The sequence below is a fragment of the Streptomyces sp. NPDC005775 genome, assembly GCF_042871565.1.
Lineage (GTDB): Bacteria > Actinomycetota > Actinomycetes > Streptomycetales > Streptomycetaceae > Streptomyces.
This window is the reverse complement of sequence record NZ_JBIAIU010000004.1, coordinates 362,386-385,569: the sequence shown is the minus strand read 5'-3', so window position 1 is coordinate 385,569 and position 23,184 is coordinate 362,386. Positions and strand designations below refer to the sequence as shown.

Annotated in this window: 18 protein-coding genes and 3 tRNA genes; 13 read left to right on the top strand and 8 right to left on the bottom strand. The window is 69.3% G+C overall.

Going from position 1 to position 23,184, the window contains the following annotated elements; all coding sequences use genetic code 11:
• Positions 1–61: 61 nt before the first annotated feature.
• The 3 genes from ACFYPA_RS12095 to ACFYPA_RS12085 form a co-directional block, all read right to left on the bottom strand.
• Positions 62–1,276 carry a PP2C family protein-serine/threonine phosphatase gene (locus ACFYPA_RS12095; protein ID WP_359081594.1) on the bottom strand — a complete coding sequence of 405 codons (1,215 nt, stop codon included), beginning with the start codon at positions 1,274–1,276 and terminating at the stop codon, positions 62–64.
• Positions 1,277–1,982: 706 nt separating this feature from the next.
• Positions 1,983–2,186, bottom strand: coding sequence for a cold-shock protein (locus tag ACFYPA_RS12090; protein ID WP_145801666.1), 204 nt, complete (start codon positions 2,184–2,186; stop codon positions 1,983–1,985).
• Positions 2,187–2,723: 537 nt separating this feature from the next.
• Positions 2,724–3,863 carry a helix-turn-helix domain-containing protein gene (locus ACFYPA_RS12085; protein ID WP_359081668.1) on the bottom strand — a complete coding sequence of 380 codons (1,140 nt, stop codon included), beginning with the start codon at positions 3,861–3,863 and terminating at the stop codon, positions 2,724–2,726.
• Between the two features lie 86 nt (positions 3,864–3,949).
• On the opposite strand from ACFYPA_RS12085, the gene ACFYPA_RS12080 reads away from it, so the two are divergent.
• The 6 genes from ACFYPA_RS12080 (at position 3,950) to ACFYPA_RS12055 (ending at position 12,012) form a co-directional block, all read left to right on the top strand.
• The gene (locus ACFYPA_RS12080) at positions 3,950–5,008 is read left to right on the top strand and encodes a ferredoxin reductase (protein WP_359081596.1); all 1,059 of its coding nucleotides are present in this window, start codon (positions 3,950–3,952) and stop codon (positions 5,006–5,008) included.
• Positions 5,009–5,015: 7 nt separating this feature from the next.
• The gene (locus ACFYPA_RS12075; RefSeq protein WP_359081598.1) at positions 5,016–6,134 is read left to right on the top strand and encodes an acyl-CoA desaturase; all 1,119 of its coding nucleotides are present in this window, start codon (positions 5,016–5,018) and stop codon (positions 6,132–6,134) included.
• A gap of 1,097 nt (positions 6,135–7,231) precedes the next feature.
• Positions 7,232–8,686, top strand: a complete 1,455-nt coding sequence (locus tag ACFYPA_RS12070) for a carboxylesterase family protein (protein WP_359317613.1) — start codon at positions 7,232–7,234, stop codon at positions 8,684–8,686.
• A 57-nt stretch (positions 8,687–8,743) separates the two neighbouring features.
• The gene (locus ACFYPA_RS12065) at positions 8,744–9,802 is read left to right on the top strand and encodes an alcohol dehydrogenase catalytic domain-containing protein (RefSeq protein ID WP_359081617.1); all 1,059 of its coding nucleotides are present in this window, start codon (positions 8,744–8,746) and stop codon (positions 9,800–9,802) included.
• 353 nt (positions 9,803–10,155) lie between these two features.
• Positions 10,156–10,776 carry a TetR family transcriptional regulator gene (locus tag ACFYPA_RS12060; protein ID WP_359081619.1) on the top strand — a complete coding sequence of 207 codons (621 nt, stop codon included), beginning with the start codon at positions 10,156–10,158 and terminating at the stop codon, positions 10,774–10,776.
• Between the two features lie 252 nt (positions 10,777–11,028).
• Positions 11,029–12,012: an aldo/keto reductase gene (locus tag ACFYPA_RS12055; protein WP_359081620.1), complete on the top strand. Its 984-nt coding sequence runs from the start codon at positions 11,029–11,031 to the stop codon at positions 12,010–12,012.
• 70 nt (positions 12,013–12,082) lie between these two features.
• Here the strand turns inward: ACFYPA_RS12055 and ACFYPA_RS12050 are convergent, their stop codons facing one another.
• Entirely contained in the window at positions 12,083–12,910 is an 828-nt protein-coding gene (locus ACFYPA_RS12050) for an AraC family transcriptional regulator (RefSeq protein ID WP_359317616.1), read from the bottom strand.
• Positions 12,911–13,103: 193 nt separating this feature from the next.
• On the opposite strand from ACFYPA_RS12050, the gene ACFYPA_RS12045 reads away from it, so the two are divergent.
• From ACFYPA_RS12045 to ACFYPA_RS12035, 3 genes are all read left to right on the top strand, one after another.
• On the top strand, positions 13,104–13,499 hold the full coding sequence (locus ACFYPA_RS12045) for an MmcQ/YjbR family DNA-binding protein (protein ID WP_356350225.1): 396 nt from the start codon (positions 13,104–13,106) through the stop codon (positions 13,497–13,499).
• The gene (locus tag ACFYPA_RS12040) at positions 13,496–13,864 is read left to right on the top strand and encodes an MmcQ/YjbR family DNA-binding protein (RefSeq protein ID WP_359317620.1); all 369 of its coding nucleotides are present in this window, start codon (positions 13,496–13,498) and stop codon (positions 13,862–13,864) included. Before ACFYPA_RS12045 ends, ACFYPA_RS12040 begins: the two co-directional genes overlap by 4 nt.
• 95 nt (positions 13,865–13,959) lie before the next feature.
• Positions 13,960–15,273: a replication-associated recombination protein A gene (locus ACFYPA_RS12035; protein ID WP_359081627.1), complete on the top strand. Its 1,314-nt coding sequence runs from the start codon at positions 13,960–13,962 to the stop codon at positions 15,271–15,273.
• 272 nt (positions 15,274–15,545) lie between these two features.
• Here the strand turns inward: ACFYPA_RS12035 and ACFYPA_RS12030 are convergent.
• The 3 genes from ACFYPA_RS12030 to ACFYPA_RS12020 all read right to left on the bottom strand — a co-directional run bounded on the left by ACFYPA_RS12030 (position 15,546) and on the right by ACFYPA_RS12020 (position 16,014).
• A tRNA-Ile gene (locus ACFYPA_RS12030) sits at positions 15,546–15,619 on the bottom strand.
• A 244-nt stretch (positions 15,620–15,863) separates the two neighbouring features.
• A tRNA-Asn gene (locus ACFYPA_RS12025) sits at positions 15,864–15,936 on the bottom strand.
• 5 nt (positions 15,937–15,941) lie between these two features.
• A tRNA-Asn gene (locus tag ACFYPA_RS12020) sits at positions 15,942–16,014 on the bottom strand.
• 181 nt (positions 16,015–16,195) lie between these two features.
• On the opposite strand from ACFYPA_RS12020, the gene ACFYPA_RS12015 reads away from it, so the two are divergent.
• The 4 genes from ACFYPA_RS12015 (at position 16,196) to ACFYPA_RS12000 (ending at position 21,872) form a co-directional block, all read left to right on the top strand.
• The gene (locus ACFYPA_RS12015) at positions 16,196–16,495 is read left to right on the top strand and encodes a YtxH domain-containing protein (protein WP_359081628.1); all 300 of its coding nucleotides are present in this window, start codon (positions 16,196–16,198) and stop codon (positions 16,493–16,495) included.
• A gap of 66 nt (positions 16,496–16,561) precedes the next feature.
• Positions 16,562–18,007, top strand: coding sequence for an FGGY family carbohydrate kinase (locus ACFYPA_RS12010; protein WP_359081629.1), 1,446 nt, complete (start codon positions 16,562–16,564; stop codon positions 18,005–18,007).
• Between the two features lie 200 nt (positions 18,008–18,207).
• Positions 18,208–19,941 carry an ABC transporter ATP-binding protein gene (locus ACFYPA_RS12005; protein WP_359081631.1) on the top strand — a complete coding sequence of 578 codons (1,734 nt, stop codon included), beginning with the start codon at positions 18,208–18,210 and terminating at the stop codon, positions 19,939–19,941.
• On the top strand, positions 19,941–21,872 hold the full coding sequence (locus ACFYPA_RS12000) for an ABC transporter ATP-binding protein (RefSeq protein WP_359081633.1): 1,932 nt from the start codon (positions 19,941–19,943) through the stop codon (positions 21,870–21,872). The genes ACFYPA_RS12005 and ACFYPA_RS12000 overlap by 1 nt, the downstream gene beginning before the upstream one ends.
• Before the next feature lie 28 nt (positions 21,873–21,900).
• Here the strand turns inward: ACFYPA_RS12000 and ACFYPA_RS11995 are convergent, their stop codons facing one another.
• Positions 21,901–23,004 carry an RNA polymerase sigma factor gene (locus tag ACFYPA_RS11995; protein ID WP_389131355.1) on the bottom strand — a complete coding sequence of 368 codons (1,104 nt, stop codon included), beginning with the start codon at positions 23,002–23,004 and terminating at the stop codon, positions 21,901–21,903.
• Positions 23,005–23,184: the final 180 nt, after the last annotated feature.

Genomic DNA, 23,184 nt, shown 5'->3' with positions numbered 1-23,184 from the left:
GGGGCTGTACTGAACGGGGGATCACACGCCGCCCCGGGAGGCATCGCCGGCCGGCCCTCCCCTAGATTTCCGGTGCTGAGGCGTCGGTGAGGTCGGCGCCGGTGGCGGCGTCGCGTCGGGAGTGGTGCAGGCCGTGCCAGTCCAGGCACATGACCGTCGCGTCGTCCTCCAGGTGGCCGTTGGCGGCCTCGACGATCGCCCCGATGAGGGTGCGGGCGGCCTCTCGGGGGTGCAGTTCACGGGTGCGGATGATCAGGCCGGACAGGTCCGCGGTGGTGGCGTTGCGCTCAAGCATGCCGTCGGTGAGCATCACGAGCCGGTCGCCCGGCCGCAGGTCCAGCGATTGCACCCGGTAGGTGTGTTCGGGCAGGACACCGAACGGCAGGTCGACCTTCGGGGCGATCTGTGTCACCTGTCCGTCGCGGATCCGCAGCGGCCAGGGGTGTCCGGCGTTGATGAACTCGCTGCTGCCGTCAAGCAGGCTGATCCGCAGAAGCTGACCGGTGACATAAGCGCTGCGGCCGTGCTCGCGCATCGCGAGGTCCGCCTGGTGGGCCTGCTCCAGGAGGTCCGCGCCCGCCCGCCGCGCCCGGCGCAGGGCGCCCACCACGAGGGTGGCCAGCAAGGCCGCTTCCACGTCGTGGCCCATGGCGTCGGTGACGGATATCTGGACGCTGTCCCGGTCGATGACGTAGTCGAACGTGTCGCCGCCGACGTGATCGGCCGGCTCCAGCGCCCCGGCGACCGCGAACTGCGCCGCCTCGCACGCCAATGAAGCCGGCAGCAGCCGGTGCTGGATCTCGGCGGCCAGGCTGAGTGGGGTGGTGCGCCGCCCCCACTGGTAGACGTCGGTGAAGGACCGGTTCGCGATCACGATGTAGGCCAGGGCGTGCGCCGTCTCGCCGATCTCCTGCATCACCTCCCTGCCCGGCACCGCGGGCAGGAACAGCTCGAGGAGCCCGATGGCGTCCCCGCGATTGGTCACCGGCGCGATGACCTGCACCAACTTCCCCGGGCCGAGGTCTTGCACGCTCGGTTGCTGGCTGCGGATCACGTCGTCGTACGTGGTATTCCGCAACGCGATCCGCCGGGCCGGCTCCGCGGTCTCCACACTTCCCGCTGCACCCAACCGCACCACCGAACTACCCGTGAAGTCCGTGATCAGAAAGGATACCGACGCCGCACCCAGACGCTCCTTCAAGATGCGCGCGACCACATCCAGGGACTCCACCGGCGCAGCCGCCTCCGCAGCCTCCAGCGTCCCCGCCAATGTCACGGCACCACCCCGGCTGCTGTCGGATGCGGCACGAGACGCCGACTGCGCCGTTCTGCCCGGCTCTCTTGTCGTCACGGGGCCTCCTGACCATTCGACCTGCAGGTTGCGTTCTGGAGGCCGAAACGACCGGTACCCGGTCCGGCCTCAAAGCGTTCGTATTCCATCACGGTCGCCTGCCCCAACCTTGAGGCCCGCACCCTTGTAGCCCACGGACGGCCGTCACGCCCTCGGCCAAGTGCTGTCCTGCCAGCCCTGGCGTATGAGGGCTGGCAGGACAGCCGAGGCATGCATACAGCTCCCGCTCGCCTCCCGGACGAGAGTGACCGGGACCACCCGGACCGCCCCTCCGCACGCGCATATGATGCGTCGCACACCGCGCGCCGACTACCATCCGTTACTCCCCGTACTCATCCGTCCCGCCGAGCCCCTCGGCCCGCGGCAGCGCGTGACGCGTACGGACCGCTGATGGCTCCCCACACAGTGTTGACCGGAGATCGCCGGGTAAGGCCAATGCGAAAAGCCGCCCACCCCCGGCTGGCATCGGGTGTGAGGCGGCTTTGCAGCGGTGCCGGTGGGGATGTTGCGCAGCGAGGGCCACGCGGGGCGCCGGGCGCTCGCTGGAGGCGGAGCGGCGGGCCTGTTGCGGGCGACAGGTAGGGCCCGCGACCTTGCGGTGCGGGCCCTACCTGGTGGTGCGCGTCAGCACTTAGGCGGGAACGATGTTCTCCGCCTGCGGGCCCTTCTGGCCCTGCGTGACGTCGAAGGAAACCTTCTGGCCCTCCTGGAGCTCACGGAACCCCTGGGCGGCGATGTTCGAGTAGTGGGCGAAGACGTCAGCGCCGCCACCGTCCTGCTCGATGAAGCCGAAGCCCTTTTCCGCGTTGAACCACTTCACGATGCCAGTAGCCATGTGTATCTCCTCAAGACAGGGGCAGAACCGAAAACCGCACTGTGCGGAGTCCGCGTCGCCGCGATGAGCCCATCCGGAGATGACCGGCCAAACAAAAAATGCACCCGCGGATAACGCCCGTCGAGTGCACACAAGTTCATGGGTACCACAACTGCAACTGCCCACAACGTAGCACGAGCACCCGCCCCCGTGCCGGATCTCGGTAGCGATACCGGGCACCCCCGCCTACAACTGACCAGCCCCAACACTGCCTGGAGCAGTTACAGCCCGGCCCTCTCGGAGACGACTGGCGCCAGGCAAGGCCATCCCGTTCCACGAGGTCCTCACACCGCAACCGTCTGCATCAACGCCGCGACGTGGCCGAGCGCCTTCCGAGGGCATCGAAAGCGATCAGTGCTGCTCCAACCCCCTGCACTCCATCCGCCGGCGAACCCGCAGGCAAGACAGCGAAGTCCTGCCGGGTTACCAAAGCGCGGATGAACTACGCGATCTCAGACGTGGCAACCATCCTCCTCGCGGACGCGGTCGAGGAGCGCGTCAGCTGACCCGAAGGCCGACCGCAAGTGTCAGTTCAAGGACCCTGTGCGGCGACGCGAGTTCCGGAAACAGCTCCCGCAGCTGCGACATCCGGTACCGGACTGTCTGGGGATGGACGAACAACGCCGCCGCCACCTCGTCCCGCCTTCCCTGGTGGAGCAGCCACGCCCGCAACGTCTCCTCCAGCCGCCGTGCGGTCGCGGCAGGCAAGGTCCGCAACGGTGCGAGGGCTCGGGTACGCAGGTCTGCGAACGCGTCCCCGTCGGCGCTCAGCACCAGCTCGGGCAGGTGGTCCTCGGTGTCACGAATATCGGAGGAGAGGGAGCGCGCGCGTTTGGCTCGTGCGTACGAGGCGGACGCACAGGTCCATGGCCGGGCCGGGCCGGCCACGGCGGTGCGGTCGGTCAGCTGCCGCAAGAGATGTGATCGGTCGGCATCGGGGACGAGCAGCACACCGGTGGCGTCCGGCAGATCGTCGAGGACGAGGGTGCTCGGGTCGAGCGCGCGGTAGGTCGGCCGGGCCTGGGCGGCGGGCAGCAGGACCGCGGTCAGCGAAACCGGAGGCTGCCACCCGGCCAGTCGAACAGAGGCCAGCAACACGTCCGGGCTCGCGCCGGCGAGGAGGTCGCGGGCCAGGTGTTCCAGGTGGCGCTCGTGGGCCCTGCCCCGGGCGGCTAGTTCGTCGGCATGGCCCGCGGCGCTCGCGGCGGAGAGCTCGTCGATGTAGGCGAATGTCAGCTCGGCGAACTTGGCGACGTCGGCGGCGGGCAGACCTGCGGGTACGGCACCCGCTGCCAGGCATCGCCAGGCCACGCGGGCGCCGACGCGGTAGGCGCCGAGCAGGGCGTCCATCGAACGGCCGTCGCGCACCTCGCCGCGGCCCAGCTCGTAGGCTGCGTCACCGGCGTCGCCTCCAGTGGCGTTTCCGCTCGCAAGGTCCAGGTAGTGCCCCAGGGCGGTGCGGACGGCTCGGCGGATGGTTCCGCCCATGCGGCCGGAAAGAGCGTTGGCGTACGGAGGGACCTCGTCGATGATCGCCTGGACGACCTCGTCGGCGGTGGTCTTCAGCGCGGCCCGAAGTGCGGTGACCGTCGTCTCATTGAGGGCCAGTTCGCCGGCCCTCCGGATTGCATGACTCACCATTTGTTCCCTGCGAACAATTCAGCCGACCAGATTCACGTCCTGCGGACAGGACTTTACGCCCTCAGGCGCAGCAAGCTGGAGCCATGACGAGTGCAGCCCTCCGCAGCAGGGCGTGGAAACTGCTGGAGATGGTCACGACGCCGCTGCTGCCGTCGGACTATGTCGACCTGGTCAGCCCGCTGCGTGCGGGCGCTGACCTGCGTGGGCGCATCGAGGCCGTGCACCCCGAGACGGGTGACGCCGCGACTGTCGTGATCAGGCCGGGACGGGGCTGGCGCGGCCACACAGCCGGTCAGTACGTGCGGATCGGGGTCGACGTCGAGGGGGTGCGCCTGTGGCGTGCCTACTCCATCACCTCGCCGACCGACCGCCAGGACGGCCGCGTCACGATCACTGTGAAGGCGATCCCGGACGGCAAGGTCAGTAACCACCTGGTCCGCAGGGTGAAACCGGGCACGCTGATCCAGCTCGACCAGCCGGCCGGTGACTTCGTGCTGCCGGAGACCAAGCCCGCCAAGGTGCTCTACCTGACGGCCGGCAGCGGCATCACGCCGGTGATGGGCATGCTGCGCGACACGGGGCTCGCCGACGTCGTCATGGTCCACTCCGCGCCACGTCCGCAGGACGTGATCTTCCGCGACGAACTGCACGACCTGGTCGCGGCCAAGAAGCTGCGGCTCACCGAGGTGCACACCGACACGGACCGCATGCTCGACATCGCCCGTCTCGACGAACTCGTGCCCGACTGGGCCGAGCGCGAGACCTGGGCCTGCGGGCCCGCAGGCCTGCTCGACGCCGCCGAAGAGCACTGGACCGAGCACGGCGTCCAAGAGCGCCTGCACACCGAACGCTTCCGCCCCACCATCCTCGTCGCCCGCGACGGCGGCGGCGAGGTCACGTTCAGCACCACCGGAAAAACCGTCAGCGCGGACGGCGCCACGCCGTTGTTGGACGTCGGCGAGGAGGCCGGCGTGCTCATGCCCTCCGGGTGCCGCATGGGCATCTGCTTCGGCTGCGTCACGCCGCTCAAGGCGGGCGCCGTCCGCGACCTGCGCACCAGCGAGATCACCGAGGCCGAGCCGGGCGTCCTCATCCAGACCTGCGTGTCCGCCGCGGCGGGCCACTGCGACCTCGCACGATAGGAGCACCTTGACCGCCATCGACCCCACCGCCCACCTGACCGCGGAGCAGATCGAGGAGCTGGGCCGCGAGCTGGACGCGATCCGCGACGAGGTGATCGCCGGCCGCGGCGAGAAGGACGCCGCCTACATCCGCAAGGTCATCTCGGCGCAGCGCAAGCTCGAGCTGGTCAGCAGGGGCGTGCTGCTGTTCTCGATCTTCCCGCCCGCGTGGCTGCTCGGCACCGCCGGTCTGTCCGTGGCGAAGATCATGGACAACATGGAGATCGGCCACAACATCCTGCACGGCCAGTGGGACTGGATGCGGGACCCGAAGATCCACTCCACCACCTGGGAGTGGGATCACGTCTCACCTTCCGAGCAGTGGAAGCACTCGCACAACGAGCTGCACCACACGTACACCAACGTGATCGGCAAGGACAACGACCTCGGCTACGGCATCATGCGCGTCGACGAGGACCAGAAGTGGCACCCCTTCCACCTCGGCCAGCCACTGTGGAACTTCCTCAACGCCTGCTTCTTCGAGTACGGCATCGCAGCGTACGACCTGGAGCTCGGCAACAACCTCGGCAAGCGCAGCCGCAAAAGCCCGGAGTTCCGCGCACGGGCCAAGGCCGTGGGCCGGAAGATCCGCAAGCAGGTACTCAAGGACTACGTGATCCACCCGCTGCTGTCGGGCCCGTCATTCCTCACCACACTCGGCGCCACGTTCACCGCCAATCTGGTTCGCAACATCTGGTCCCACTCGGTGATCATGTGCGGGCACTTCCCCGAGGGCGTGCAGGTCTTCGAGCGCCAGTCGATCGAGGGAGAGACGCGCGGCCAGTGGTACCTGCGCCAGATGATGGGCTCGGCGAACATCAGCGGCAGCAAGGCCATGCACTTCATGACCGGCAACCTGTCACACCAGATCGAGCACCACCTGTTCCCGGACCTTCCGAGCAACCGGTACGCCGAGGTCGCGGTGAAGGTGCGCGCACTGTTCGACAAGTACGAACTGGAGTACGTCACCGGGCCGCTGCCCAAGCAGGTGCTCTCCGCGTGGCACAAGGTCTTCCGGCTCTCGTTGCCGAACAAGAGGCCCAAGGTCAAAGCGCCGGGCCACGAGCAGGAGCTCGTCGCAACCTGAGGGCCGTTGCTCTATCGATCTTGAGCGCGGTGTGATCGAAAGTGGTCTGGGCTGCCACTTGGACCGCGCCGCACGGCGATCCGAGCGGAGGGTGTAGGGCAGATCCAGGCCGCTGAGCCCGTCAACCCTGATGCCGTGGAACAGCGCGGCGGCGGAGGGCCCGTTCCCGAAGCCCCGTTCGCAGGTACCGCACTGGCGATTCCGCTGGGCGGCCACCCGCACGTGTTCGGCGCACTGGCAGCTGTTTCCGTGCTCGCTTCTGTAGCCGCACTCCGCGCGGCCCCAGAAAACCCGCCCCCGGTCGGTGACGGGGAAGTCGGACACCAGGGGGATCGAGATCGCATGCGGTTCCGGGCAGGGATGCTTCAGGCCAGCCGGAGAGCTGGCCACGTACAGAGGGGCGATCTCGATGAGGCAGAGGGTGAGGCATCTCGTTCTACGGCCGTGGGACCACTCTTGACCCTCCCACGGCTCGGAGACTTGAAAAGTCCAGGTCACAGCCACACGGGAAGCCCATCGACGCGCGAAGACGCACGTCCGCGACACCACCGTGAGGCGAACACCTCACGCAGATTGACCCCAGAAGACGCGGCGTTCGCCACACCGCCCCTGCAACTCGAACCGAACTGGCGCCTCCCGTGCGGCCGGCCCATCGACGCCTGCTGGCACAGCGAGAAGGGGCCGAGCAGCACCCGTTCTGTGAGCAGTCCGGAGCATTCGGTGCGACCCTGCGACCCTCGGCCACAGCTACTCTCCGTAAGGGCCAATGCGTCGGCATCCACGCCACGAGCCTCCTTTTCGGCCCCTGGAGCATCTCCGCCGGGCATGGGGCCGACCTCTGCGACCGGCGTGCGCGGGGTGGGACGGCCCGCGGGAAGCGGATCGATCCCCCTCCGATGTGGGACCGACCGGCTGGCGGAAGGAAGGCGTCACCACGCGAAAGAGAGGAGCGGCGAAGTGTCGCCTGGTGACCATCGGGTGACCGCTCTCCGCCGGGCGAGCTGTCGGATCCCAGGGAAGGATTGGAGAGCGTCACCGCAGCAACCATCTGCCGATACACCGCGCGAACCACTCGAACCGCGCCGGAAGGACACGTCATGACCGTCACCCCTCCCAAGGCCCCCACCACACCAGGGGTGCGGTCCTGGTGGGGAATCCCGTACGCCACCGCCGAACGGTATCGCCGCCCGGTAGTCGCGGACTTCCATCCGGACCTCCCCTACGACCGCAAGGGCGTCGTCTCCGTCCAGCCCGACAGCGGCGACTGGCTCGAAGCGGACAGCGGAATGGGCGAGGACTGCCTGAACCTGAACGTGTGGGCCCCCGAGCAGCCCGTCGGCAAGGCGCTGCCCGCCGGCAAGGCGCTCCCGGTGACCGTGTACATCCACGGCGGCGGATTCGAGTACGGCGCGAACACGCAGATCACCTCGAACGCCGCCGGTCTCGCCGCGACGGGGCGCGTGGTGGGCGTGTCGATCAACTACCGGCTCGGCGCCCTGGGCCCGCTCTCGCTCTCGCAGTACGGCGGGAAGCTCTCCGAGGCCAGCAACCTCTTCCTCCAGGACATCATCGCCGCGCTCACCTGGATCCAGCGGAACATCGCCCACTTCGGCGGAGACCCCGACAATGTCACCGTCTACGGTCACAGCGGCGGCGCCTACTCCTCCTTCGGACTGCTCGGCGCCTCCTCGGCCGACGGCCTGTACCGGCGCTTGGCCGGGTTCTCCGGCGGGCCCGCTCGCTCCGTCCCGGCCTGGTGGGCCGAGGAGCTCGCGGAGCGGTTCGTCACCGAGCTCGGTGTCGCGGACAACCCGGAGAAGCTGCTCGACCTCGACCCGCTCTCCCTGAGGGACGCTCTGCGCAAGGTCGCCCCGACGGACCTCGGAGTCCGCGGCGGGGTGGACAACAAGGCCACCGGCGTCGTCCTGGACATCGGGCAGCCCGGCGCGGTGGTGCACGCCCACCCCATGGACGTCCTCGCCTCGGGCGCGCACCGGAACGTCGACGTGCTGCTGAGCATGGCCAGCGACGACATGGGCTGGTGGGTGGCGAACGACCTCGACCGGTTCGATCCGGGCACCATCGACCGCGTCGTCGACGAGGTCGCGGGGTGGCGCATTTCCCGCTCCCGCGCCAAGAAGATCGTCGCTGCCTACGACCAGGGCGGCCGTACCCCGGCCGAGGTCCGCGCCGCCGTCATGGCGGACTACCTCTTCGCGATCCCCGCCGCCCGCGGCGCCCTGGCCCACGCCGCCGCCGGCGGCAACGCCCACCTCCTCCTGATCGGCCCCGCCGAAGGCGCGCCCGCCGTGCACGGCACCGAGATGTACGCCCTGGTCGGCCAGGAACAGCCGGGCCGCAGCGCGGACCAGGCGGGGCGTGACACCCGTATCCGCGACATCGTGCTCGACTTCGCCACCGGCGAGCACTCCCGCCTGTGGCCCGCCGTCACAGACAAGCCCACCTCGGAAACCGTCGGCAACTCTCCCTTCGAGGGCACCTCCCACTACCAGCAGGTCCTCGACCTGTGGGAGGGCATCGACCGCCCCTGACGGCCAACGGGCGATACGGAACCGCACCAGGGGGGTGATCAGAGTGAGGAACTCGGCATGAGCCAACCGACAGCAGCAGCCGGCGACACCGCACCGACGACCATGCGGGCCGTCGTCGTCACCCGCCCGGGCGGCCTGGACGCACTTCAGATCAAGGACGTGCCGGTGCCCGTCCGCAAGCCCGGCTGGGTGCGGATCAAAGTGAAGGCATTCGGCGTCAACGAGTCCGAAATCACCACTCGCAAAGGCGAGTCGGACGCGGATGTCACCTACCCGCGCGTCCCTGGCATCGAGGGCGTCGGCGTGGTCGATGAGGCCGATGAGGACAGCGGGCTGCGGCCGGGTCGGCAGGTGGCGACCATGATGGGCAACATGGGCCGCTCGTTCGACGGTTCGTACGCCCAGTACATGACCGTCCCCGCGGTGCAGGTCATCCCGTTCGAGACCAGTCTGCCGTGGGAGGTCGTCGGCGCGCTGCCGGAGATGTTCCAGACCGCCTACGGATCACTGACCCGTGGCCTGGACCTCAAGGCCGGGCAGACGCTGCTCATCCGCGGCGGCACCTCCACGGTCGGGCTGAGCGCGGCCACGATCGCGAAGGACCTCGGAGCGACTGTTCTGTCCACCACCCGCAGCCCGGACAGGGCCGGGGAACTGCGGGCCGCGGGCGTCGACCATCCCCTCGTCGACAACGGCACCCTCGCCGGCCAGGTACGCGAGCTGATGCCGGACGGCGTCGACGCGGCACTGGAACTGGTGGGCTGCTCGGTCCTTGCCGACACCCTCCGCACCGTCCGCCGCCACGGCACCGTGTGCTTCACCGGAGCCCTGGCGGGCCAGTGGACGATCCCCGACTTCAGCCCGTTCATGATCCCGGGCGGGGTACGGCTGACCTCCTACGGCGGTCAGGCCGCCGACCTCCCGGCCGACGTCCTCGCCCACCAGCTCCAGGCAATCGCCGAAGGACGCCTCAACGTCCCGGTCGCGAAGGTCTACCACGGCCTGGAACAGGTCCGTGACGCCCAGGCCGACCTCGAGTCCGGCACCACGCCGGGCAAGCACGTCGTCGTCCTGGACGACCGAGAACCCGGGGCCCTGAGAGACCCGGGCAGCTGAGAGACGACGACCAACCACCCGCGGCGTGCTGTGGCCTGCAACGGCCGGTCACAGCATCCGCAGGAGAGACCGGCACAGGAACTGACTCGGGCGTCGACAAGGCGGAGATCAGCGGGGCCCTCCTGGGGTGGGAGAAGTCCTTCGACGCAGGGTGGAGCGTCGGTCACAACCGCGGGGCTTGATCCACCGTTCGAAGGCGAAGGTCAGCTCGCCGGTGGAGCAGAAGCCGCCTCGGTCCAGGCGGCGGCACCTGAGCCCGGCGGGCTGTACGTCGCAGCACGACACCGGCCTGACCGCTGAGATCCGGCTGCAGGGCCGGCGAACCGAACGGTTTGGTCATCTATCGTGTCCGTATGCCTCGTTCCGCCGTCTCCCGTAAAACCTCGAACTCCTCCACCGCCGACACCCGGCAGCGGATCCTCGCTGCGGCAAAGGACGAGTTCGCCCGGTACGGCATCGCCGGCGCCCGAGTGGACCGCCTCGCCAAGCAGGCGCGGACCAGCAAGGAACGCGTCTACGCCTACTTCAGCAGCAAAGAGGCCCTCTACCACCACATCGCCGGGCACGAAACGGCCGCGCTCATCGAAGCCACTCGAATGGACCCGGCGGACCTGCCCGGCTACGCAGGCATCCTCTTCGACCACTTCACGGCCCACCCGGATCACTATCGGCTCATCGCCTGGGGGCGCCTCGAACTCGCCGACGGCGAAGCCGACAGCGACACGGTCGCCCCCCTGCGGACCACCATCACCGGCAAGTTGGAACAGCTACGCGACGCGCAGCGCGCCGGCCTGATCGATCCCGCCTGGGATCCGGTCGACGTGCTCGCGCTGATCAACCAGATCGCCACCACCTGGGCAGGCCAGCCGGAGATCGGCGCCGCCGCGGCCGAGCTGGCCGCGGACACCTCCGTCGGCGCACGCCGCGCAGCCCTGGTCACCGCCGTCGAGCACCTGTTCCCCCGCCCAGCCTGAGCCCCGGACCGCCGAACTCCGAGTAATCCGGGTCGCGCCTCAACACCGCTCAAGCAGACCCGCAAGCCGGGCACCACCGCCGAGGGTGAGCGCGGCGCAGGTGGCCGCCGCCATGGAGACGATCAGCGGCTGCGTGCCGCCCGCCTCTTGATGCTTCCTCGCCCCCCCCGACCAAACCGTTTGGTTTGACGCTGGGCAGTGGTCATCGTAGGCTTCAAACCGAACTGTTTGGTTTAACGTCAGGAGTCCCTCATGCAGCACAGGAACCTCGGCACCCAGGGCCTGACCGCCTCGGCGATCGGCTACGGCTCGATGGGCCTGACCATGGGCTACGGCCCCGGTGACGAGGGCGCGGGTATCGCCGCCATCCGCCGCGCCCACGACCTGGGCGTCACCTTCTTCGACACCGCCGAGCTCTACGGCTATGGCACCGGCTCCAACGAGATCCTGGTCGGCAAGGCGGTCAAGGACTTCCGCGACGAGGTGGTCCTGGCCACCAAGTTCGGCTTCGACCTGTCCGACCCGTCCCAGGGGTTCGGCCTCAACAGTCGCCCGGACAACATCCGCAAGGTCGCCGACAACAGCCTGCGCTACCTGGGCGTCGACCAGATCGACGTCTTCTACCAGCACCGGGTCGACCCGGACGTGCCGATCGAGGAGGTCGCGGGGACTGTGAAGGAGCTGATCGACGCGGGCAAGGTGAAGCACTTCGGCCTGAGCGAGGCGGGCCCGGAGACGATCCGCAAGGCGCACGCCGTCCAGCCGGTCTCGGTCCTGCAGACCGAGTACTCGCTCTTCGAGCGCGAAGTCGAGCAGCTCTTCCCGCTGCTCCATGAACTCGGCATCGGCTTCGTCCCCTATTCGCCCCTCGGCCGCGGCTTCATCACCGGTACCGCGAAGCCCGCGGGACAATACGACGCCACCGACATGCGCAACACCGACCCGCGCTGGCAGCCCGGCAACTTCGAGAAGAACGTGGACGCCGTGGACCGACTCGGCCGGCTGGCCACCGCCAAGGGCATCACCGTCTCCCAGCTCGCCCTGGCCTGGCTGCTCGCCCAGGGCGACCAGATCGTCCCGATCCCGGGCACCCGAAGCGCCGCCCGCATGGAAGAGAACGCCGACGCCGCCGACGTCGCCCTCACCGAGGCCGATCTCGCCGCGATCCGCGAGATCCTCCCGAACGGCGGATTCGGCGCCCGCTACACCGACGAGCACGCCCCCACCTGGGTCTGATCCCAGCACCGGCGGTCCTGCGAACCGGCCGACCGGTTCCGCCGCCTGACCATGCGGAGCCCGACCGCCGTCACGGGTGGGTCGTGGTGCCGCGAGCCGCGAAGGCGGCCGGGGTAAGACCGGTGCGGTCGCGGAAGAACCGGCCGAAGTTCGCGGCATCGGTGAAACCGAGATGGACGGCCACAGCGCGGGCGTCCCACCGGGCCCCTCCCAGCAGGCGCCTGGCTTCGAGCAGGCGCCGCTCGTCGATGAGCTCACGCACTCCCTTGCCGGTGGCTTCCCGGGCGGCGCGACTGAGGGTGCGGACCGAGCAGCCGAGCAGCTCGGCGTAGTCCGAGGCCCGGTGCAGTTCGCGGAAGTGCAGCTCAAGGGCGTCCGCGAACCGTCGGTAGGTGTCACCACGGTTCGTGCCGGTACTCGCGTCGGCGGGGGTGACCCCGGAGGCGTTGGCCAGGCGCAGCAGCAGCGCTTCGAGCAGGCTGCGCCGCAGGGCGTGGTGGACGCCGAGGGGGCGGCGTCCGAGCGCGCGGTGTTCGTCCAGGAGCTGGAGTGCCGTCTGCTGGAGCCAGGTGGAGTCGTCGGGGTGCGGGCTCAGCACGGCCGGGGCGGCATGCGCGGTGAGCGGGGTCAGCAGACGGGCGATATCGGGCCGCAGTACATCCGGTTCGAACAGGATGAACGGGCCGCGGGCCGGGCCGGGCGGGTGCCAGCACAGCGTGTGTCCGGGACGCACCCAGAGCCACTGGCCGGGGGCGACGGTCCGCGTGACGTGGTCGACGTCGTGCCGCAGCTGACCCTCGGTAACGGCGATGAGGTAGTGGAAGGTGGCGCGGCCGGGACGGGGCGGGCTCCACGGCCAGTCGTCGTGCTGGCTGAAGAAGTCCTCGACAGTACTCACTTCAAGGCCGTAGGGGGTGCCGACCGGGGGCTGGAAACCGTACAGCGGAACCGCGGCCGGCCCGACCTGTCCGCTCGGGCTGGGGTGTCTCTTGTCGACCATCACGTGTCCGCAGCCTACTGCCCTTTTTGTCGGCTTCGAGGGGAGGATGGGATGTGCCGCCGCGACCACCGCCCTGAGGAAGGCAACCCGCATGAACGGAACGACTCTGCACATGACCGCCGCCGACTGCGCCCAAGAGCTGCCCGGAGCCCAGCTGGAGCATCCCTTCGGCGACGACTGGGAGGTCTTCAAGGTGCGCGGCAAAGTGTTCATGCTGATGACCGAGGTCCCGGGGCGCCCCGTAGTGATCCTCAAGGCGGACCCTGGTGAGGCCCACGCCCTGAGGGAGCAGTACAGCCACATCACCCCCGGCTACCACATGAACAAGAAGCACTGGATCACGCTGGAGGGCGGGGACGGCGTCGACAAAAGGCTTGTCGGGGAGCTCGTCACCGACTCCTACCGGCTCGTGGTCGCTCACCTGCCCAGGGCCGAGCGACCTGTCGACCCGCACACCTACGGCAGCCGCACACGGGCAGCCCGGTGAGCGCGGCCGGTGATTGGCTCCAGGACATCGCCAGACAGGCAGCCCTCGCGCTGCCCGGGACGGACCACGGTTACCCGTTCACCGAGCACCTGGACGTGTACAAGGTCGCGGGCAAGGTGTTCCTGATCATCACCGACGACCCGGACGAACAGATCATCACGGTCAAGTGCGAAACCGAACACGCCCGCGCGCTCGTTCACGGCTATGCCTCGATCACACCGGGCCGCTACCTCGACAAACGCCATTGGGTCTCGCTCGGGCCGGGCCCAGGCATCACCGAGCGGCTGGTCACCGACGCGGTCGAGGATTCCTACCACATGGCCGTCGAGCGACTGCCCCGGCGCGATCGCCCCGCTGCCCGATGAGCGCCGCGAGCGGCTGACCTCCCGCCCACCGACAGGGGCCCGTTCAGGGACTCACGTACACACGTCTCCGCCTCCGCCCCAGACCAGAGAGACCGATGGAACCGACCGAACCGACCCTGCCGCTCTTCGATGAAGAGCCCACCCGGCCGCTCGCGGACCGCCTGCGTCCCACCCGGTTGGAAGACGTCGTCGGACAGGAACATCTCCTGTCCCCGGACGCCCCGCTGGGCCGCATGGTCGCCCAGCAGCGCCTCGGCTCCGCCATCCTGTGGGGCCCGCCCGGCGTCGGGAAGACGACCATCGCCCGACTCCTCGCGGACGGCTGCAACCTGGCCTTCGAACCGGTGTCGGCCACATTCTCCGGCGTGGCCGAACTGCGCAAGGTCTTCGCCGCCGCGCGCAGTCGGCGCACCATCGGCCAGGGCACCCTGCTGTTCGTAGACGAGATCCACCGCTTCAACCGCGCCCAGCAGGACAGCTTCCTGCCCTACGTCGAGGACGGCACGATCACCCTGATCGGCGCCACCACGGAGAACCCGAGCTTCGAACTCAACGGCGCCCTCCTGTCCCGCACCCAGGTCCTCGTCCTCAAACGCCTGGACGAAGCCGCCCTGTCCACTCTCCTCGACCGCGCCGAACAGCTCACCGGCCACGACCTTCCCCTTCACGATGACGCCCGCCGCGCCCTGATCGCCATGGCCGACGGCGACGGCCGCTACCTCCTCAACATGGCCGAGCAGCTCCAGGCCCTCCCGGGCCCCGGCACCCCGCTGGACACCGCCGCGCTCGCCCATCACATCCAGCAGCGTGCCCCGCTGTACGACAAGGCGCAGGACGGCCACTACAACCTGATCTCCGCGCTCCACAAGTCGATGCGCGGCTCCGACCCGGACGCGGCCCTGTACTGGCTCGCCCGCATGCTCGACGGCGGCGAGGACCCCCTGTTCGTGGCCCGCCGTCTGGTCCGCTTCGCGAGCGAGGACATCGGTATCGCCGACCCGCACGCCATCCAGCAGGCCCTCGCCGCCTGGGACGTGTACGAACGACTCGGCTCCCCCGAGGGCGAGCTGGCGATCGCCCAGGCCGTCCTCTACCTCGCCACGGCCCCCAAGTCCATCGCCGTCTACCGCGGCTTCAATGCCGCACACCGTGCCGCGCGCCGCACCGGCTCGCACATGCCGCCCGCCCACATCCTCAACGCCCCGACCCGGCTGATGAAGGACATCGGCTACGGCAAGGACTACCAGTACGACCCCGACACCACCGACGGCTTCTCCGGCGCCGACTACTTCCCCGACGACATGGACCGCGAGACGTACTACCAGCCCACGCACAACGGCTACGAAGCCCAGATCAGCGAACGGCTACGCCACTGGGCCACCCTGCGCGCTCGCCGACGCAGCGGCTGACGTGGATGGGCGGGCGGCGGACCCCGCGTGGGAGACATCCGTAGATACAGGACTCCGGCCGCCCCGTGGGTCCGAGACCTCAGCGTTCGCAGGCACGCATTGCGGTTGCGGGTCGGGCAACCACGGCCGCCCGCCCGACCTGCTCACCCCTACGGACAGAGAAATCCCGATCAGCCGCCGGTTCGGCGGCCACGAGGCGGGCGCACGCAGGCGGGTGAAGTGATGAAAACGCGTTTCCCCAGGTCAGAACGATTCTGCCTGGGGATGCTGGGTGGGGCGGGTGGGACTCGAACCCACGGCCGACGGATTATGAGTCCGCTGCTCTAACCGGCTGAGCTACCGCCCCTTTTCGGCGTGGCGCGTACACGTGTGCGCCCCGTCTGCCGCAGCATAGCCGGTCATACGATCGCTCGCTCCGGTTGCCCGGCTACTGATGACCATGAAGACCGCGCTGCTCGCTGCCCGGTTCCGGTTCGCGCGAAGTTGACGCGAAAGAGTCACACCGGCCCCGCCGGCATCACCGCGGCGGGCCCTCGCGGGCCGGTCCCGGGCACACGAAAAAGGACCCCGTGGGGTCCTCTTCCGTTCCGCTCCCCCGACTGGACTCGAACCAGTAACCCTCCGGTTAACAGCCGAATGCTCTGCCAATTGAGCTACAGGGGATCGCGCTCCCCCGACTGGACTCGAACCAGTAACCTGCCGGTTAACAGCCGGCTGCTCTGCCAATTGAGCTACAGGGGATTGCTGCGTTGCCTCGAACGTACCTGCCTGGCTGCTGCCGGGCGGCGCGCGTTCGCTGCGACACATACATTAGCGCAAGCAGGGGGGTGCTTTGCCAATCGGTATCGCCCGGGGTGATCTCGGGCGTCTGCGGGTAGGCGGGCAGCACACGTCGCACGGAGCGAAGGAAGGGTGGCAACCCATGCGGTACCGGCTCACGTTCATCGCCGGAATGGCCCTCGGATACGTACTCGGCACGCGTGCCGGGCGCGAGCGATACGAGCAGCTGAAGAAGTCCGCACGCCAGTTCGCCCAGAACCCGGCCGTGCGCAACACCTGTGAGTCGGCGGCCCACAGCGGCCGCGAGTTCGCGGGGAAGGCGTACCACGCGGTCGAGGACAAGGTCGGCGACAAGGTGCCTGCGTCCGTGGCGGACCGGGTGCGGTCGCTGCGCGGGCGCGGGGCGAACGGCGAGGACGACTGGGGGACGACCAACACCTGAGTCACCGTCGTCACGTCTGCCGCACCACCGGTCGGGAAACCTCCGGGGGTGCGGCAGAATCCATGTATGGGCATAGTCGCCGGCTTGGACAGTTCATCCGCCTTCACGCACATCGTGGTCTGCGATACGGACACGGGTGCCGTACTGCGTCAGGGATACGCCGCGCATCCCGTCGACGCGAAGGCCACCGAGGTCGATCCTCAGGCGTGGCTGCTCTCACTCGGTGAGGCCGCCACCGGCGGGCTGCTCGAAGGGGTGCAGGCCATCGGTGTGTCGGCGCAGCAGCACGGGCTCGTGCCGCTGGACCACCAGGGCAATCTCGTACGCCCCGCGCTGCTGGGCAACGACCGGCGGGCGCAGGTGGCCGCGGCCGATCTCATCGACGGGCTCGGTGGGCGGCAGGCCTGGGCCGAGGCGGTCGGTTCGGTGCCGCAGGCGGCGCAGCCCGTGTCGAAGCTGCGGTGGCTGGCGCGGACCGAGCCGGACATGGCGCAGCGGGTCGCCGCCGTGCTCCAGCCGCACGACTGGCTGGTGTGGCAGCTGCTGGGCCGGCCCGCCCGGCGGACCACCGACCGGGGGGCCGCCTCGGGTACGGGTTACTGGTCGGCGGGGAGCGAGTCGTACCGGCCGGATCTGGTGGAGCTCGCGCTCGGGCGCCAGGCGGCGCTGCCGGAGGTGCTCGGTCCGTCCGACGCGGCGGGGACGACGCCCGAGGGGCTGCTGATCTCGGCGGGTACGGGCGAGACGATGGCGGCGGCGTTCGGGCTCGGGGTCGCGGTCGGTGACGCGGTGGTGTCGCTGGGGGCGTCGGGTTCGGTGATGGCCGTGCACCACGAGGCGCTGGCCGACCCGACCGGGATGATCACGTCCTTCGCCGACGCCACCGGGATGCACCTGCCGGTGGTCCACACGTCGAACGCGGTACGCGCGCTGCGCGGCACCGCCGAGATGCTGGGACTGGACGGGCTGGAGGAGCTGTCGGCGCTGGCGCTGAAGTCGACGCCGGGCGCCTCGGGGCTCGTACTCCTGCCGTATCTGGAGGGTGAGCGCACCCCGGATCTGCCGCACACCGCCGGAACGCTGTGCGGGCTGCGGCGTGAGTCGATGAAGCCGGAGCATCTGGCGCGGGCGGCGTTCGAGGGAATGCTGTGCTCGCTGGCCGACGCGCTGGACGTGCTGCGCGGGCGCGGGGTGGAGGTGCGCCGGGTGTTCCTGCTGGGCGCCGCCGCCGAGTTGCCGGCCGTGCAGGGGCTGGCGCCCGCTCTGCTGGGCACGCAGGTGGTGGTGCCGCAGCCGGCGCAGTACGCGGCGCTGGGTGCGGCCCGGCAGGCGGCCTGGGCACTGGGTGTCTCCCAGGGGAAGCTGGACGGCCGCACTCCCCCGGCCTGGCGGGGTGCCGCGGCGCAGGTGCTGGAGCCCGGCGAGGAACTGCCGGTCGGGCAGGCGGTGCGTCAGCAGTACGTGGCGACGCGGGACCAGATCCACCCGGGGGCGTTCGACGCCGTGCGTTGAGGCGAGCGCGTTCGGTGATGCGTTCGGGCATCGGCGAGGTCCGGCGGGGGGCCGGTGAGGGCCCGGTGGGAGTCCGGACCGGGGAAATTGTGGACTCGGTCTGTTTTTTGACCTGGACTTGAATAAAAACGGTCGCTGTCCCGGTGGGTGGTACCCGAAAATGGGTCGACTCCCGACCTCGCCGACTCCGAGAGACACGCGTGCTCATAAAACTCCTGCGGGCCTATCTCGGTCCGTACAAGAAACCCATCGCGCTGCTGGTCGTCTTCCAGCTGCTGCAGACCTGCGCCACGCTCTATCTGCCCACCCTGAACGCGGACATCATCGACGACGGTGTCGTCAAGGGGGACACGGGCTACATCGTCCAGTACGGCGGCGTCATGATCGTCGTCAGCATCGCCCAGGTCGTCTGCAACATCGGGGCGGTCTACATCGGTGCCCGCACCGCGTCCGCGCTCGGCCGCGACATCCGTGCCTCGGTCTTCGACCGGGTGCAGTCGTTCTCCGCGCGTGAGGTCGGCCGGTTCGGTGCGCCCTCGCTCATCACCCGTACGACCAATGACGTGCAGCAGGTCCAGATGCTGGCCCTGATGACGTTCACGCTGATGGTGTCGGCGCCGATCATGTGCGTCGGCGGCATCATCATGGCGCTCGGCCAGGACGTGCCGCTGTCCGCGGTGCTGCTCGCGGTGGTGCCGGTCCTGGGCATCGCGGTGAGCCTGATCGTGCGGAGGATGCGCCCTCTCTTCCGGACGATGCAGGAGCGGCTCGACACGGTGAACCGGGTGCTGCGCGAGCAGATCACCGGCAACCGGGTCATCCGCGCCTTCGTGCGGGACGGCTACGAGGAGGAACGCTTCCGGGGCGCCAACACCGAGCTGACGGACGTGGCGCTGTCCACGGGCCGGTTGATGGCACTGATGTTCCCGACCGTGATGACGGTCGTGAACGTGTCGTCGATCGCCGTCGTCTGGTTCGGTGCGCACCGGATCGACAGCGGCGGAATGGAGATCGGCGCGCTGACCGCGTTCCTCTCCTACCTGATGCAGATCGTCATGTCGGTGATGATGGCCACCTTCATGTTCATGATGGTGCCGCGCGCCGAGGTCTGCGCCGAACGCATCCAGGAGGTCCTGGAGACCGATTCCTCCGTCGTGCCGCCGGTGAACCCGGTGCGGGAACTCACCGCCCAGGGGCATCTGGAGGTGCGCGGTGCGAACTTCCGCTACCCCGGTGCCGAGGAGCCGGTGCTGCGCTCGGTCGACCTGGTGGCGCGGGCCGGCGAGACGACCGCGATCATCGGGTCGACGGGCAGCGGGAAGTCGACGCTGCTCGGTCTCGTACCCCGGCTGTTCGACGTCACGGACGGCCAGGTGCTGGTCGACGGGACCGACGTACGGACGCTGGATCCGGTCCTGCTGGCGAAGACCGTGAGCCTGGTCCCGCAGAAGCCGTACCTGTTCTCCGGGACGGTCGCGACGAACCTGCGGTACGGGAACCCGGACGCCACCGACGAGGAACTGTGGCACGCGCTGGAGATCGCGCAGGCCAAGGAGTTCGTCGAGGCACTGGAGCACGGGCTCGACGCGCCGATCGCCCAGGGCGGCACCAACGTCTCCGGCGGGCAGCGGCAGCGGCTCTCGATCGCCCGGACGCTGGTGCAGCGGCCGGAGATCTACCTCTTCGACGACTCCTTCTCTGCGCTCGACTACGCCACGGACGCGGCGCTGCGCGCGGCGCTGCTGCGGGAGACCGAGGGGGCGACGGTGGTGATCGTCGCGCAGCGGGTGTCCACCATCCGCGACGCCGACCGCATCCTGGTGCTGGACGAGGGCCGCGTCGTCGGTTCCGGCAGCCACCACGAACTGATGGACGGCAATGAGACATACCGGGAGATCGTTCTCTCCCAGCTGACGGAAGCGGAGGCCGCGTAATGGCCGGGCCTGGCGGACGGATGATGGCGGGCGGGGCGCCGACCGAGCGGTCCATGGACTTCAAGGAGTCGTCGAAGCGGCTGCTGAGGCGCTTCGCGGCGGAGAAGACCACCCTGTACGTGATGCTGGTCGCGGTCGCGTTCAGCGTGGCGCTCTCGGTGGTCGGCCCGAAGATCCTCGGCAAGGCCACCGACCTGGTGTTCGCCGGTGTCGTCGGCCGGGGAATGGACGCGGGGACGACCAAGGAGCAGGCCGTCGAGGGCCTGCGAAAGAGCAACAGCGGTCTGGCCGACATGCTCTCCAAGGTGGACTTCACCCCGGGGCAGGGCATGGACTTCGACGCGATCGGCCGGGTGCTGCTCGTGGCACTGGCCGTGTACGTCGGAGCCGGGCTGCTCATGCTGGTGTCGACACGGCTGTCGATCAGGGTGATCAACCGGGTCGTCTTCCAGATGCGCGAGGACATCCAGACGAAGCTGTCGCGGCTGCCGCTGTCGTACTTCGACCAGCAGAAGCGCGGCGAGGTACTGAGCCGGGCGACGAACGACATCGACAACATCTCGCAGACGATGCAGCAGACGATGGGGCAGCTGATCAACTCACTGCTGACCATCGTCGGCGTGCTCGTGATGATGTTCTGGATCTCACCGCTGCTGGCGCTGGTCGCGCTGGTGACTGTGCCGCTGTCGGTGGTCGTGGCGACGAAGGTCGGCAAGCGCTCCCAGCCGCAGTTCGTCCAGCAGTGGAAGGTGACGGGCAAGCTCAACGCCCACATCGAGGAGATGTACACCGGGCACACCCTGGTGAAGGTCTTCGGGCGGCAGGACGAGTCGGCGCGGGACTTCGCCGAGCAGAACGACGCGCTGTACGAGGCCGGGTTCAAGGCGCAGTTCAACAGCGGGATCATGCAGCCGCTGATGATGTTCGTGTCGAACCTGAACTACGTACTGATCGCTGTCGTGGGTGGACTGCGGGTCGCCTCCGGCTCACTGTCGATCGGTGACGTGCAGGCCTTCATCCAGTACTCGCGGCAGTTCTCCATGCCGCTGACCCAGGTCGCCTCGATGGCGAACCTGGTGCAGTCCGGGGTGGCTTCGGCGGAGCGGATCTTCGAGCTGCTGGACGCCGAGGAGCAGGACGCCGACCCGGCGAAGGCCGAGGCGGAGTACCCCGCGGAGCTGCGCGGCAGCGTGTCCCTGGAGAACGTGTCGTTCCGCTACGACCCGGAGAAGCCGCTCATCGAGGACCTGTCGCTGAGCGTGGAGCCGGGTCACACGGTCGCGATCGTCGGGCCGACCGGCGCCGGCAAGACGACGCTGGTCAACCTGCTGATGCGGTTCTACGAGGTGACCGGGGGCCGGATCGCCCTGGACGGGGTCGACATCGCGAAGATGGCGCGCGACGACCTGCGCTCGGGGATCGGCATGGTCCTCCAGGACACCTGGCTGTTCGGCGGGACCATCGCGGAGAACATCGCCTACGGTGCCTCGGGGGACGTCACCCGGGAGCAGATCGAAGAGGCGGCGCGGGCGGCCCACGCCGACCGCTTCATCCGCACCCTGCCCGACGGCTACGACACGCGCATCGACGACGAGGGCTCGGGCGTCAGCGCGGGCGAGAAGCAGCTGATCACCATCGCGCGGGCGTTCCTGTCCGACCCGGTGATACTCGTCCTCGACGAGGCGACGAGCTCCGTCGACACCCGTACCGAGGTGCTGATCCAGAAGGCGATGGCGGGCCTCGCCCACGGTCGTACGAGCTTCGTGATCGCGCACCGGCTCTCCACCATCCGGGACGCCGACGTCATCCTGGTGATGGAGAACGGGTCGATCGTCGAGCAGGGCACGCACGACGGGCTGCTGAAGGCGCACGGCGCGTACGCCCGGCTGTACGCGGCGCAGTTCGCGCAGGCGGTCGCCGAGGTCGACTAGCGACTGCCCCCGCGGCTGCCTGGACCGTTCAGTCCAGGTAGCCGCGGAGCTGGTCGGCGAAGGCGTGGTCCCTGAGCTTGTTGAGGGTCTTCGACTCGATCTGGCGGATGCGCTCGCGGGTCACGCCGAAGATCCGCCCTATCTCCTCCAGCGTGCGCGGCCGGCCGTCGGCCAGCCCGTAGCGCAGCTGGACCACTTTGCGCTCGCGCTCGCCCAGGGTGGAGAGCACCGCCTCCAGGTGTTCGCGCAGCAGCAGGAACGCGGCGGACTCCACGGGGGACGCGGCGTCCCCGTCCTCGATGAGGTCGCCGAGCGAGACGTCGTCCTCCTCGCCGACCGGGGCGTGCAGCGAGATGGGTTCCTGGGCCAGGCGCAGGACCTCGCCGACCCGTTCCGGCGTCAGGTCGAGCTGGGCGGCGACCTCCTCGGGCGTCGGCTCGTAGCCGCGCTCCTGGAGCATCCGGCGCTGGACCCGGACGACGCGGTTGATCAGTTCGACGACGTGGACCGGAACCCTTATGGTCCGCGCCTGGTCGGCGAGGGCGCGGGACATGGCCTGACGGATCCACCAGGTCGCGTACGTCGAGAACTTGTAGCCGCGGGCGTAGTCGAACTTCTCGACCGCCCGGATCAGTCCGAGGTTCCCCTCCTGGACCAGGTCCAGCATCGTCAGGCCGCGGCCGACGTAGCGCTTGGCCACGGAGACGACGAGGCGGAGATTGGCCTCGATGAGGCGGCGCTTGGCCATCCGCCCCATGACGACGAGCCGGTCCAGATCGACGGCCAGGCGGGTGTCGGGGTCCGGGGTGCCGGCCAGGCGCTCCTCCGCGAAGAGGCCGGCTTCGACGCGGCGGGCCAGCTCCACCTCGTCGGCGGCGGTGAGGAGCGGGATGCGGCCGATCTCGCGCAGGTACTGGCGGAAGAGGTCGGACGACGGCCCGCCGGTCTCCGGGCGGCTGCGCGGCTCCGGGGGCTCGGGGAGCTCCGGCTCCTCCATGACGGTCTCGGGCGGGTCCTGCGGGGCGGGCGGAGGTGTCGGCGGGTCCGCCGCGGCCTCGGGGTGATGAGCGGCCCGGGATTGCGCGGGGATGGCCGGGACACGCTCGGTCGTGGTCACGGTCCGGGTCTGCACGGGGGCGACCTCCAGGTGATCGCTGCCGGATCGCGGGGATGGGAGGACCACCGTTCGGTGGGGACCGCGCTCCGATGACTCAGGCACCGCCACCCAGTGTGGGGTACGACACACAGCCGCCACGAGGGGCGTGCGGGGACTTTCTGAGTTCGTTCCGTGACCGGGTGATTACCGGGTCGA

Coding starts and splice junctions, on each gene's coding strand:
- ACFYPA_RS12090 (WP_145801666.1), bottom strand. CDS start 2,186: ATGGCTACTGGCATCGTGAAGTGGTTCAACGCGGAAAAGGGCTTCGGC.
- ACFYPA_RS12080 (WP_359081596.1), top strand. CDS start 3,950: ATGACGAGTGCAGCCCTCCGCAGCAGGGCGTGGAAACTGCTGGAGATG.
- ACFYPA_RS12070 (WP_359317613.1), top strand. CDS start 7,232: ATGACCGTCACCCCTCCCAAGGCCCCCACCACACCAGGGGTGCGGTCC.
- ACFYPA_RS12065 (WP_359081617.1), top strand. CDS start 8,744: ATGAGCCAACCGACAGCAGCAGCCGGCGACACCGCACCGACGACCATG.
- ACFYPA_RS12060 (WP_359081619.1), top strand. CDS start 10,156: ATGCCTCGTTCCGCCGTCTCCCGTAAAACCTCGAACTCCTCCACCGCC.
- ACFYPA_RS12055 (WP_359081620.1), top strand. CDS start 11,029: ATGCAGCACAGGAACCTCGGCACCCAGGGCCTGACCGCCTCGGCGATC.
- ACFYPA_RS12045 (WP_356350225.1), top strand. CDS start 13,104: ATGAACGGAACGACTCTGCACATGACCGCCGCCGACTGCGCCCAAGAG.
- ACFYPA_RS12035 (WP_359081627.1), top strand. CDS start 13,960: ATGGAACCGACCGAACCGACCCTGCCGCTCTTCGATGAAGAGCCCACC.
- ACFYPA_RS12015 (WP_359081628.1), top strand. CDS start 16,196: ATGCGGTACCGGCTCACGTTCATCGCCGGAATGGCCCTCGGATACGTA.
- ACFYPA_RS12010 (WP_359081629.1), top strand. CDS start 16,562: ATGGGCATAGTCGCCGGCTTGGACAGTTCATCCGCCTTCACGCACATC.
- ACFYPA_RS12000 (WP_359081633.1), top strand. CDS start 19,941: ATGGCCGGGCCTGGCGGACGGATGATGGCGGGCGGGGCGCCGACCGAG.